Source organism: Meishania litoralis (genome assembly GCF_042611095.1).
GTDB lineage: Bacteria > Bacteroidota > Bacteroidia > Flavobacteriales > Flavobacteriaceae > Meishania > Meishania litoralis.
Window position 1 is genome coordinate 1,126,996 of record NZ_JBHFPV010000001.1, and the last position, 12,687, is coordinate 1,139,682.

A 12,687-nucleotide genomic window follows, 5' to 3' on the forward strand; every position below is an offset into this window, starting at 1 on the left:
TTAACAAATTATTTGAATAACCCTTAGCGCGATTGTGCGGGGTTATTCTTATTTTGGGATATATTGATTATGAAATCAACTGCTATGAACAGATTAATTTTTTGCCTTTTTTTGGCATGCGCGCTTTTGTCGTGCGAAAAAGAGCCAACGACCCTTTTCTCTAAAATGAAGGTGGAGGAAACAGGGGTGGATTTTAACAACAAACTTACAGAGACCCATAAGTTCAACTATTTCACCTATCCTTACATGTATTTGGGTGGAGGTGTTTCGGTAGGAGATATCAATAACGACGGCCTTGAAGATATCTACTTTATTGGCAACATGGTACCCAATAAATTATATCTTAACAAGGGCAATCTTCAATTTGAGGATATTTCGGAAAGTGCAGGAGTCGCGGGCGACCAACGTTGGTATTCAGGAACTACTTTTGTCGACATCAATCAAGACGGGTATTTGGATATCTATTGCTCCGTAAGCGGTAAAGATACGCCTCGCAATAATGTACTCTATATCAATAACCAAGACAATACCTTTACCGAAAAAGCCGCAGAATACGGTATCGACCATGATGGCCATAGTATGCAGTCGACCTTTTTTGATTACGACAAAGACGGAGACCTAGATCTTTTCGTTAGCAATTATCCTCCAACAAGCTTTGTGGCCCCCGTTGAGTACTATGCTTATATGTTGGAAAATCATGAGTTGGAAGATTCCGATAGATTGTTCCGTAACGACAATGGACATTTTACCGATGTGACCGAAGCGGCAGGAGTTAGTAATTTTGGTCTTAGTTTGGGTGTTGTCACCTCAGATGTCAATAATGACGGCTACCCCGATATCTTCGTCTCCAATGATTTCAATGCACCCGATTATTTGTTCATCAATAATCAGGATGGTACGTTCACCAACCAGATAAATAACAGTCTTCAGCAAATTTCATTTTTCGGCATGGGTGCCGATATTGCCGACTTTAACAATGATGGCAATATGGACATCTTTCAATTGGATATGTCGGCTCCCGATCATTTCCGTTCAAAAGCAAACATGTCCGCCATGGATACCGAGGCGTTCTATAATTCCGTCAAATATGGCCTTCACCATCAATACATGCAGAATTCCCTACAAATGAACAATGGGAACGAACCTGGCGAATTGCCCCTTTTTAGTAATGTGGCACGATTAGCAGGTGTTTCCTCGACCGATTGGAGCTGGGGCGGCTTACTTTCCGATTTCGATAATGACGGCCAGAAAGACCTGTTCGTGACGAATGGCATCCGTAGGGATGTGAACAATAAGGATTTCTATGCCGAGCATCGCGCTTTCTTTGATAAAATGGAAAATGACCCAGAGTATAAAGGAAAGGAAGAGGAAGTCGGTCTTTTGAACTATCTCAAAAAGTTACCATCCGAAAAACTGAGCAATTATATGTTCAAGAACAATGGTGACCTGACCTTTGACAAACGATCCAAGGAATGGGGATTGGACGAAAAAACCTTTTCCAATGGCGTAGCCTTCTCCGATTTGGACAACGATGGCGATCTCGACCTGGTCATCAATAACCTTGAGGATATTGCAAGTATATTTAGAAATAACTCGGAGGGCAAAAATTATCTGGCCGTTGATGTACAAGGAAATAATAAAACGTTGCCCGAAGGTACCAGGGTAACCATTTATACCCCTAAAGGCATACAGGTGCAAGAATACAACCCGGTTCGCGGCTACCTCTCTTCGGTAACACCACTACTCCACTTCGGATTGGGTGAAAATGACCGTATCGATAGCCTTTTGGTAGCTTGGCCCAACGGACGAACCACTAAACTTTCGGGTGTCAATGTCAACCAAAAACTAGTGGTTTCCTATGATGAAAACGGTTCCTTCCAAACCTATTCGAACAGGGCCATGGCCTCAAATCAAAAAAAGTTCGAAACCGTAAGCATGTCAGACCCTTTTAAACACCAAGAAAATGACTACCCCGATTTTAAACAAGAAGTGTTGTTGCCCCATAGAACCTCTACCTTCGGCCCAGCTCTAGCCACGGGAGACCTTAACGGTGATGGCACCGAAGACTTTATAGTCGGAGGTGCGGTTGGTCAAGCGCCTGAAGTGTACATACAGGATGGTGAAGGCAATTTCGAGCAATTGCTAATACCTGAACTGGCAGAAGAGAAATTTCATGAAGACCTGGGCGTGCTGATTTTTGATCCCGATAACGACGGAGATCAAGATTTTATTATCGTTAGCGGTGGTAACGAGTTCAAACCCGGTTCTTTGGGCTACGAAGATCGATACTATGAAAATATCGGCCATAACAGTTTTCAACGAAAACGGGGTGTATTCCCACCCTATATTAGAAATAGTGGTCTTGATATTTCGGCTTCCGATTATGATCATGATGGTGACCTCGACCTATTTTTGGGCGGGCGCCTCGAACCCCAAAAATATCCGTATCCGGTGAATTCATATTTGATGGAAACCAGTGTAGGAACCTCAGGCACCACATTTATGGACGTTACAGATAAAAAGTTGCCCGAACTGAAAGAACTTGGGTTGGTAACGGCTTCGGTTTGGGTAGACTTTGATAACGATGGTTGGGACGACCTTGTTGTCGTAGGTGAATGGATGCCCGTAAAACTTTTTAAGAACAACAAAGGTACATTCGAAGACGTATCGGATAAAATGTTAAACGGCAATACACGTGGCTGGTGGTTTGCCGTTGAAAAGGGAGATTTTGACAAAGATGGCGACCAAGATCTGGTACTCGGCAACTTGGGTAAAAATTACAAATATCAGGCCAGTGAAGCGGGACCTTTCAAAGTTTACCTAAATGATTTTGATGGTAATGAAAGCTCTGACATTGTACTGAGCTATAAAAAAGGAGATGCAGAATTTCCCGTGCGTGGGCGTCAATGTTCTTCACAACAGATGCCCGCCATCAAGTCAAAGTTCAAGGACTATAATTCTTTTGCCAGTGCCAATCTGAAACAGATTTATACGACCAAACTTTTGGAAGAATCATTAAGTTATGAGATTACTTCTTTTGAAAGCGTTTATCTTGAAAATGACAACGGAACATTTAAAAAACATGCGCTACCACAGCTGGCTCAGCTTTCAAGCATCAATCAATTCGTGGTAGATGATTTTAATGCCGATGGAAATCTTGATGTGGTCTTGGCCGGAAACCTCTATAACGCAGAAGTAGAAACACCAAGGGGTGATGCTAGTTTCGGACTTTACCTAGAAGGCAATGGGAACGGCAATTTCGAGGCCAAGACCATGATGGAATCAGGGCTTAAAATCGTTGGTGACGTTCGCGGAATGGAAGAAATTATGGTCAAGGACAAAAAACATCTTTTGATTGCCAAAAACGATGATTTCATGCAGCTTGTCAAAATAAACCCATAGAGATTCTTTCGCAAAAAAGAGAACTCTTCATTCATTTATAAAATCTCAAGATGTTCTTGAAAAAACTAACAATAAAAAGCTTGATTAAAACACTATTGCTAGTGTGCATCTGCAGCCCAATAACTGGCCAGAAAATAGACCAAATTCTAGAACTGGCCGGTCAACAGGTTGAAGTAACAGGCTCGTTCGACACGTTTAAAAAAGATTTGAGCATTGAAAAAATCGAAGCGGGTCTAGATATTGTCACGATTACATTGACCCATGAACAAGGAGCACTTCCACCGCAATTCTCGCTGAAGTGGAAGTTGCCGTCAAGTAATGTTGCTGGTTATTGGAGTACTGGTGCCTTCAACGATAAAACTATCGGCCCAAGTTGGGGGCCTTCTGAAGTACGGTCAATGCTGGCGAAACAGGCCCCGGTGATTACCCTATTTGGCCATGATGATATCAACCGACTTACTTTTGCCGCTACCGAGACGCTTAATACGGTTATCTTAAGTTCAGGCGTCAAAGAGGAAGATGGTTTTATTTACAACGAGATAACGTTCTTCTCCGAGAAGAATCGTCCATTAAAAAAGTATGAAGTCAAGATTCGGTTCGATGCAAGGCCGAAACCTTTTTCCGAAACTCTGAACGAGGTGGCCAATTGGTGGAGCGCAATGGACTTTTTAAAGCCTGTTAGGGTACCTGATGTTGCCCGAAAGCCAGTTTATTCAAGTTGGTATAGCTATCATCAGAACGTTACTATGAACGATTTGGTCAAAGAGTGCAGGCTTGCCAAGAAAATGGGTTTTGAATCAATTATTGTGGATGATGGGTGGCAAACATTGGATAGTAACCGGGGTTATGCATATACCGGTGATTGGGAGCCTGAGCGCATTCCAGAGATGAAGGAATTTGTGAAAGCGGTCCACGAAATTGGCATGAAATTCATTTTATGGTACGGGGTTCCTTTCGTCGGCGAGAAATCAAAGGCCTATGAAAAAATGAAAGGAAAGTTTCTTAGGTATTGGGACGGACAAGGCACTTATGTTCTCGATCCAAGATATCCAGAGGTGAGACAATTTATTATCAAAACTTATGTCGATGCCACCCGTAATTGGGACCTTGACGGGTTCAAATTAGATTTTATCGGAAGGTTTACGGCAGACAACAACACCATACTGACCAAAGCGAACGGGCGAGACTTTGCATCGGTCAATGAGGCGACAGATGTTTTGATGACCGATTTGATAAAATCACTTCAAGAAATAAAGCCCGATATCATGGTAGAGTTTCGTCAACCATATGTTGGTCCGGCCATGCGGAAGTACGGCAATATGTTTCGTGCTACCGATTGCCCCAATCTATCTTCGGTCAATAGAATAAGAACCAGCGATTTGCGGCTTTTGAGCGGTTCAACGGCCGTGCATTCCGATATGTTGATGTGGCACTATGACGAACCTGTTGAAGTTGCTGCCCTTCAAATACTGAATGTGATGTATTCCGTTCCTCAAATCTCGGTTCGACTAGAGGATATTCCTGAAGACCATTTCAAGATGATCAGGTTTTACACAGATTATTGGCTTAAGAACAGAGAAGTTCTATTAGATGGCGATTTTCATCCCAGAAGCCCATTGACCAACTATCCAATACTTGAAGGAGCAAAAGGCACCAAGAAAATCGTTACGGTCTTCAATGATCAAATTGTAGATTTACCAACTACAAGATTTGAAGAAATTGATGTTCTTAACGCAAAAAGTAACACCCGGATAATTATTGTGGCTACCGGAGAATCAAAAAAATACGAGTATAGCATATTTGACTGCCTGGGTACGGAAACAAAAAAAGAAAACATTGAATTATCGCAGGGTACTTTTACTTTTGATGTGCCCGCTTCAGGATTGATTTCTTTCAAAGCATTAAAATAATACCCTATGAAGACTTTTGATGTCAGCCTAATACGCTTTACGTTATTCGTGTTGAGTACTCTTTTATGTGCCTCATGCCAAAATAAGAAAGAGCAACCCGAAGAAATTCAGCCCAATATCTTATGGATCTTTTTAGAAGACACCGCTCCCCTATTGGGTTGTTACGGATCAACAATAGTTAGCACCCCTAATATTGATAGCCTAGCCCAACAAGGGGTGCTGTACACAAATACCTTTATGCCGGCACCCGTATGTTCGGCCAGCCGGTCAAGCATAATAACCGGCGTAATGTCTACCACCACCGGAACTCATAATCATCATAGCTCGAGAACGAAGGAATCGGCCATTTACTTGCCTAAGGATATAAAGACAATACCCGAAGTATTTAAAGAAAATGGATACTTTACTTTCAATAACGGAAAGGACGATTATAACTTCGTCTATGATAGAAGAGACCTTTATGGCCAAGACTACAGATTACATCCGCTTTACGGTAAAAGCGGAGTTCATTTAGAATTGGCTTCTTTAAGAAAGAAACAACCCTTTTTCGGGCAAATTCAATTGTACGGGGGCAAAGAGATTTTCAACAGCCGTTTCAAAGAAAATGTAAAAGCGCCTGTTGATCGTGACAAAATCGAACTACCGCCTTACTTGCCAAATCACCCCGTTATAGTTGAAGAATATGCCAATCATTTAGATGCAATTCAAGTGACCGATGAAAAAGTGGGCCAGATCATTCAAGATTTGAGAAACAATGGAATGTTGGACAATACTGTGGTTTTCTTTTTCTCAGACCACGGTATGCGCATGACACGTAACAAACAATTTTTGTACGATGGCGGCCTACATGTGCCTTTGATTATCGCCGATTTCACCAAGGCTACCGGAAAATTGTCTTCAGGCACCATAAACGAAGACTTGATCAGCGGATTGGATCTCGGTCCAAGCTCCTTGGCCTTGGCGGGCATAAAGATTCCTTCATATATAGAGGGCAAGAATATATTTGACGAGTCGTTTGAAAGAGATTATGTAATCTCTACCCGGGATCGTTGCGATTTTACCATTGATAGAATTCGTTCCGTTCGTTCCAAGGATTACAAATACATTAGAAACTTTAAGACCGATAGGCCCTATACCCAGCCTACCTATATGGATTTTGATGAAATCGAATTTGTTCAAGTGATGCATCAATTACATAAAGAGCAAAAGTTAAATTCGGTTCAAGATCGATTTATGTCAGATGAGCGTCCGTCGGATGAACTGTACGACTTAAGAAACGACCCTTTTGAATTGAACAATCTAGCTACAAATCCCCAGTACAAAGATGTACTTGAGGAATATTCGGATATTTTGACGAATTGGATCAACAAGACCAATGATCAGGGGCAATACCCTGAGGATGAAGAGAACCTAAAGCTAATGTTAGGCATATGGGGAGAGCATGCCATAAATCCGGAGTATGATTTTTTGAGAAAAAAATATCCCGATTTGTCCGGTTCGCTTGTCTATTTAAAAACTGAATCCTCAATATTGATCGATTCTACCATGGCCGAAGCGCCTTTATTAGAATTAAGAAAAAATAAAGCTTTGGACAATTGAAGATAGGCTAAGGGAACAAAATCGATTTTTTCGACCTTGCTCTGTTAGCATTTATCCATTAAACCCCTATTTGTATAAATATTTATCTTTAATCAAAACGGCAAATCGTTTTAAATCGCATAATTAACATGGACTCATATTGTGCCTAAAAAAACCTATCTGATAAAATGTACGGCATTCTTGGCCGCCCTTGTGCTGTTGGGCCTGATATATTACTGTAAAAACCCAAAAGTAGCATCAGAATACCATAGCCCAAAGGTATTGGCCACACACTATAACGGCGAAAATTATGTTGGGTCCGAAACCTGTATGGAATGTCATGCAAACATATATTCCGACCATTTAAAAACGGCACACTATAACACCTCGGCCGTTGCGAACGAAAAAAAAATTTTGGGCAACTTTGAACCGCCTGCCAATGTCTTAGATCTTGAGTATGTCAAATTTACCATGGAACATCAAGTGGATTCGTTCTTTCAACATACCGAATACAAAAATAGACTTAATACTAATCGACCATCTTCATTTGATGTTGTTATTGGATCAGGTGTTAGAGGGCAATCGTATCTTACTTGGCAAGGTGACAAACTGTTTCAACTACAAAGTTCTTACCATAAACCAGCCGATAGTTGGGTCAACAGCCCTGGGTATCCTACCTATGCTATTGAACGCCCTGTTCGCGATGGATGTATCAGGTGCCATGTTACTTTTGCAAAAAATAAAAATATCGGCGAAGGAAACCAGTATGACAAAGACCAGATAATTTATGGAATAGACTGCGAAAGATGCCACCGCCCTGCGGCAAAACATGTTTCCTATCAAAGAAAAAAGCCGAAAGCCGAACAGTCTAAATTTATGTTGAAGATCGATTCACTTTCGCGGCAAAAGCGACTCGACATCTGTGCCCAATGCCACTCGGGCGCTCGAAACAATCAATTGAAGGGGAATCCCTTCTCTTTTCTAACGGGTGAAAATTTAGACGAATATTCCCAAAACATTTCTATAGTCGGCTCATCAGATCAACTTGACGTTCATGGTAATCAATACGGCCTACTCACCAATAGCGAATGTTTTAAACAGACCGCTACAATGGATTGCACCACATGTCACGACCCCCATAAAAATCAAAAGGGAAATACCAGCTATTTTAATCAAAAATGTATGGCTTGCCATTCAGCGGACAAGACGACTTGTTCGGTGGAAACCTTTCAAACCAAATCAATGGATGACAATTGTATTGCCTGTCATATGCCTGAAATGAGGTCAAAATCTATTATGATCAAATTAAACCAAAAAGACAGTATCGAATCGTCTTTTAAAATACGGACGCATCTGATCAAAATATACACCGAAAAAGATTGGTCGAATGACGGATCTAACGCACCTGAAGTACAATAGTATCATTTCCTTTTTTAGAACTCTCCGGAACATTTTCGAGTCCATGGTCAATATATTGTGCCATTAATAGAAATACGCCCTTACCTTCTTTTCCCTCGATTTTCTTAGGTGTCCTAAAAACACCTTCTATTCCCGAAACATAATTGAAATCGGGTCTTGAACTATTTTTTAAAATCCAGCCTAACACCATTTTTACTTCATCCGGCTTGAGATCAGGCTGTGCCGGCATTATTTGATTTCCCCATGTTCCCGTGGTACCGTTGGTTATTTTCCGCGCCAAATATTGCAAGGCATCTGTACGGTTGTTATAACGATCGGCTATCTGTGAAAATGACGGTCCAATTAGCTTATCCTTGGCACTGTGGCAGGTAAAGCAGTTCGAAGAACCCATCCAGGAAAGTACATCCAGATCAATCGACTCACCATCATGTAAATATTTTGCAACTTGGGAAGAATCTGGAAGGTACTGAACGGCAAGCACAACGTCATTGGCAGTTATCTCATCGTATTCCGAGTTTCCATCTTCCATATCGGTTATGGTAATACGGTACGGAATCCATTCATCCAATGAAACTCCATCATTCCTTTGCGGAACGAAAATCTTTACGACGGGTGCTTCGTTTTCTTGATAAGGTGCCAGTGCGGCAAAAAGGGTAAGTCCTAAAAACGAGATAAAAATCGATAGTTTGTGGCGCATTTCTAAAAAAATCAGGCTTCGTCGATTTCTATTGCCACTCGATTGGCCGACCGCGTCGCCGCCTCGGTACCCCAGTTCAGGTTATCGGCATAAGCGCCGGCGAAATGAATACGCCCCTCGGGTTTTGTAAGCACGGGCCAGAACTTTTTCAATTCCCCTATAGGAAAAGCCAATCGCTCACAGGTCGGCGCATACCTTTGTTTCGTCCAATCCCTTCCCAGGGCAAGCTCTATGGTATCTTTTTTGCCCGGATATACCTCTCTAAAAGCAGCAAGTGCCCTTTGCGGTGAAATACCCCCAGGACCTGTTCCCAGGATGATAACCCGATGGGTATCGACTTCATCGGCCGATTGCCAAACATCCCACAGATCCTGATGTCCAAAAACCATATTGATGGTCTCAAAACCATCTTCACGCCAAAACTCAGAACTTGCTTGAAAAACAAAACGTTGGTACGAATCATAGGCTATGTTTTCAAGGGCATAGCGCTTCTCGGATGAAATTTCGGGGGTAACGGGAATCTTTTTAAAGGCCGGGGGTGGAATACAATTCACATAATAGTCGGCCTCTATGGTTTTCGTCTCGGCTTGATTGATGTAGGTCACCCTGATTTTATTTTCTCCATTCTCAATGGATGTGATCCGGTGGTTTAGCCATACCCTTGGGCCCAAATGTTTTGCAAAGGCATTGGGTAGCATTTGGTTACCACCCTTTAGATGGTAGACATCCAAAGGGTAGTTCGCCACTCCCCTTATTTTTAAAATTGCGGAATACCATAGTCCGTACAAGGCTGATGAGTTTTTACCCCCCAACAGTTCCAAAGCTCTTGGAGATGCTCCTTCTTTTTTATAGATTTCGGCCATGGGCATCTCGTCATAATGATCGTTGCCCACGCCAAAAGGTTGGTATTCATCTTTAAATTTTTCGAGGTAAGGTTCGATGTATAACGATTTCAATTCTCCCCAAGGATGAACGGCCAAAAAGTCGATTTCTCTTTGATTGAACCCCATGCCCTTCAAAATCGATTTGTCGTGCAGCATTTCTTGGGAATAAAAGGTGCCGCCAATACTTCTGAGCATTTTCTTTCGACGATCGTATGGAAGGGCGGTGAGCCCAAATTCATCGATATAGTTCCAGTAAAGCTCATATCCTGGCTTTGTAATGTGTTCTTGTCCGCCATCACCATAAAGTCCGTCTGAAAGCCCGTCATGAACCGTATAAACATGCCCGCCATGCCTGCCCGAGGCTTCTAGAACGGTCACATGGTGCCCTAGTTTCATAAGCTCATAGGCAGTGCAAAGACCGCCTATACCTGCCCCACCTACCACCACTTTTTTAGGGTTGGCGATCGTCTTGATCTTTTGGGTTGCAGCGCCTTCCTTCGACCTATCGATAGGTTCCGCCATGCCGAGCAAGGGAATACCGGCCCCTGCGCGAAGCGTGTTCTTAATAAATTCTCTTCTTTTGATTTCTTCCATGGCCTTGGCATTATGCTTTCTTAAATTTACATAAATAAGCCCATGTTTTATAATCAGGGGTATGCCAAGATTACAAAGGGATATTTTAAGGTGTTCAGACTTTTCTTCCCATTAGCCCCTCTCCGAAGTTTCGAAGTACTTCCTTTTTCTCTTTTGATATATCAAGAGTATCCAAAATGGCAAAAGCATTGTTGGAATAGGTTAAAATCGCCTTTTTAGTGAGCTTTTCCGAGCCACTCTCCAAAAAAATTTCCTTGATGGTCTCGATTTTCGCCGAAGGGTCTTCTGGTTGTATCGAATACATATCCAATAGTTCTTTTTTTTGTTGGGTCGATCCCATCTCAAGGACATTGAGGTACAAAAATGTTTTCTTGTTCGCTATAATATCGCCCCCCACCTGTTTTCCAAAAGTTTCAGGGTCGCCAAAAACGTCGAGATAATCGTCTTGTAACTGAAATGCAATACCAAGGTTTCGGCCGAATTCGTAGCTATTGTTTTGCTCCCGTTCACCTGCACCCCCAATGATTCCGCCCATCTTTAAGGCCGCGGCGATCAGTACAGCGGTTTTATATTCGATCATCCTCAGGTACTCGGGTTTGGTAACATCGTCACGTGTCTCAAAATCGATGTCGTATTGTTGCCCCTCGCAAACTTGCAGTGCCGTCTCACTGAACAATCGCACCAATTCACGAAAAGTAGCGCCCTTATAACCCTCGAACAATCGATAGGCATAAATGAGCATGGCATCACCTGAAAGTATTCCGGTATTGACGTCCCATTTTTCATGTACGGTCGTTTTTCCCCTTCGCAATGGAGCATTGTCCATAATATCATCATGTACCAACGAAAAATTATGGAACACCTCGATCGCCAAGGCGGCATCCATGGCCTCTTTGTAATGATCACCAAATATATCGGCGGCCAACAGGGTAAGAACGGGGCGCAACCGTTTTCCTCCCAAACCTAAAATATAGGTCATGGGGGCATAAAGGTTTTTAGGTTTCCTGGTCTTAATCCGAGATTCTAGATGGGCAATGAAAGCCGATCGATATTCTTCAATAGAAAGCATATGTGAAATTTACCCAAAAATACGTCCATTTTAACAAATGCCTTCATGGTCTTTTCCCGACTAAATGAAACAATTGTAAAAATATGTCGTCTCACAATGCAATAGCTTTAAAAAGTTTCGTCTATATAATCGAATTGCCGACACAAATAGCCCTTAAATGGTTTCTGAAAAGGAAAACTACTTAAAACTAAACACCTTTTTTAAAGAAGAATACAATTCTTTGAAAGGTTATGTGCGGTCCAGAATCGATGACACGGTCGATCGCGACGCCGAGGATATCGTGCAAGAAGTCGCCCTTAAGTTATTTTCGCGGGCGGAAAGCTTATCGCCCATCGATAACATTGCGGGATTTGTTTACAATTCTGTGCGCAACAAGATTATCGACCTGATGCGCAAGAAGAAGAAAGAAACGAGCCTCGAAGAAGATATGGAAAAGCGCTTGTTCGAATTTACCGAAGTGTTATATGGAAAAACCGACAATGAATATTCTGAGGAAATGAAAGACGAGCTCAAAAAAGCGATAGGTAACCTTAAGACCTCGCATCGTGAAATAATAATCGCAATCGACTTTGAAGGATACACATATCGGGAACTTGCCGAAGAAACACAAATTCCATCAGGAACCCTAATGTCACGTAGGCATCGTGCCCTGTCGTTACTGCTCAAAGAACTGGAAAACAAAAAGCAAATTATAAACTAAATTTTATTGATATGGAAGAGTATATAGAACACAAGGTCAAGACCAAAGCGGAAAAATTTTTTCGCGGATTTTTCAAGGTACTGTTCATGATTCTTGCCGCAATAGTCTTTGTACTTCTATTCGGATATGGATTCATGCTATTGTGGAATTGGCTCATGCCAGATGTCTTTGGTCTACCCATGTTGAACTATTGGAAAGCTGTGGGTCTTCTCGTAATGGCAAAGTTACTGTTCAGCAGCTTTGGGGGAGAAAATAAAAAACATCATGCAAAACCCCATAAACGAAACAAAAGCAGAAGATGGAACAGCTGTGGCGGTGATTACTCAAAATGGGAAATGTATGATGAATTCTGGAAAGAGGAAGGAGAAATGGCCTTTAACAATTACGTGGAGCGTAAACAACAAGAGGAAAAATGATTTTCATCAGGGCGCTAT

Annotated in this window: 9 protein-coding genes; 6 read left to right on the forward strand and 3 right to left on the reverse strand. The window is 42.0% G+C overall.

Annotated features, from left to right (window positions below):
- The first annotated feature begins 84 nt into the window (after positions 1–84).
- The 4 genes from ACEZ3G_RS05080 to ACEZ3G_RS05095 all read left to right on the forward strand — a co-directional run bounded on the left by ACEZ3G_RS05080 (position 85) and on the right by ACEZ3G_RS05095 (position 8,309).
- Positions 85–3,402, forward strand: a complete 3,318-nt coding sequence (locus tag ACEZ3G_RS05080; protein ID WP_432424360.1) for a VCBS repeat-containing protein — start codon at positions 85–87, stop codon at positions 3,400–3,402.
- 101 nt (positions 3,403–3,503) lie between these two features.
- Entirely contained in the window at positions 3,504–5,312 is a 1,809-nt protein-coding gene (locus ACEZ3G_RS05085) for a glycoside hydrolase family 36 protein (RefSeq protein WP_432424361.1), read from the forward strand.
- A gap of 6 nt (positions 5,313–5,318) precedes the next feature.
- The gene (locus tag ACEZ3G_RS05090; RefSeq protein WP_432424362.1) at positions 5,319–6,911 is read left to right on the forward strand and encodes a sulfatase family protein; all 1,593 of its coding nucleotides are present in this window, start codon (positions 5,319–5,321) and stop codon (positions 6,909–6,911) included.
- Positions 6,912–7,052: 141 nt separating this feature from the next.
- Positions 7,053–8,309, forward strand: coding sequence for a cytochrome c3 family protein (locus tag ACEZ3G_RS05095; protein ID WP_432424363.1), 1,257 nt, complete (start codon positions 7,053–7,055; stop codon positions 8,307–8,309).
- Here ACEZ3G_RS05095 and ACEZ3G_RS05100 read toward each other — a convergent pair.
- The 3 genes from ACEZ3G_RS05100 to ACEZ3G_RS05110 form a co-directional block, all read right to left on the reverse strand.
- Positions 8,287–9,006: a c-type cytochrome gene (locus ACEZ3G_RS05100; RefSeq protein WP_432424364.1), complete on the reverse strand. Its 720-nt coding sequence runs from the start codon at positions 9,004–9,006 to the stop codon at positions 8,287–8,289. The genes ACEZ3G_RS05095 and ACEZ3G_RS05100 overlap by 23 nt on opposite strands.
- A gap of 11 nt (positions 9,007–9,017) precedes the next feature.
- Entirely contained in the window at positions 9,018–10,484 is a 1,467-nt protein-coding gene (locus ACEZ3G_RS05105) for a flavin monoamine oxidase family protein (protein ID WP_432424365.1), read from the reverse strand.
- 94 nt (positions 10,485–10,578) lie between these two features.
- Positions 10,579–11,553 carry a polyprenyl synthetase family protein gene (locus tag ACEZ3G_RS05110; protein ID WP_432424366.1) on the reverse strand — a complete coding sequence of 325 codons (975 nt, stop codon included), beginning with the start codon at positions 11,551–11,553 and terminating at the stop codon, positions 10,579–10,581.
- Positions 11,554–11,710: 157 nt separating this feature from the next.
- Here ACEZ3G_RS05110 and ACEZ3G_RS05115 point away from each other — a divergent pair, with 157 nt between their 5' ends.
- Positions 11,711–12,253, forward strand: coding sequence for an RNA polymerase sigma factor (locus ACEZ3G_RS05115; RefSeq protein ID WP_432424367.1), 543 nt, complete (start codon positions 11,711–11,713; stop codon positions 12,251–12,253).
- A gap of 11 nt (positions 12,254–12,264) precedes the next feature.
- Positions 12,265–12,669: a hypothetical protein gene (locus ACEZ3G_RS05120; RefSeq protein ID WP_432424368.1), complete on the forward strand. Its 405-nt coding sequence runs from the start codon at positions 12,265–12,267 to the stop codon at positions 12,667–12,669.
- Positions 12,670–12,687 lie beyond the last annotated feature (18 nt).

Coding starts and splice junctions, on each gene's coding strand:
- ACEZ3G_RS05080 (WP_432424360.1), top strand. CDS start 85: ATGAACAGATTAATTTTTTGCCTTTTTTTGGCATGCGCGCTTTTGTCG.
- ACEZ3G_RS05115 (WP_432424367.1), top strand. CDS start 11,711: ATGGTTTCTGAAAAGGAAAACTACTTAAAACTAAACACCTTTTTTAAA.
- ACEZ3G_RS05110 (WP_432424366.1), bottom strand. CDS start 11,553: ATGCTTTCTATTGAAGAATATCGATCGGCTTTCATTGCCCATCTAGAA.
- ACEZ3G_RS05090 (WP_432424362.1), top strand. CDS start 5,319: ATGAAGACTTTTGATGTCAGCCTAATACGCTTTACGTTATTCGTGTTG.
- ACEZ3G_RS05100 (WP_432424364.1), bottom strand. CDS start 9,006: ATGCGCCACAAACTATCGATTTTTATCTCGTTTTTAGGACTTACCCTT.
- ACEZ3G_RS05105 (WP_432424365.1), bottom strand. CDS start 10,484: ATGGAAGAAATCAAAAGAAGAGAATTTATTAAGAACACGCTTCGCGCA.
- ACEZ3G_RS05120 (WP_432424368.1), top strand. CDS start 12,265: ATGGAAGAGTATATAGAACACAAGGTCAAGACCAAAGCGGAAAAATTT.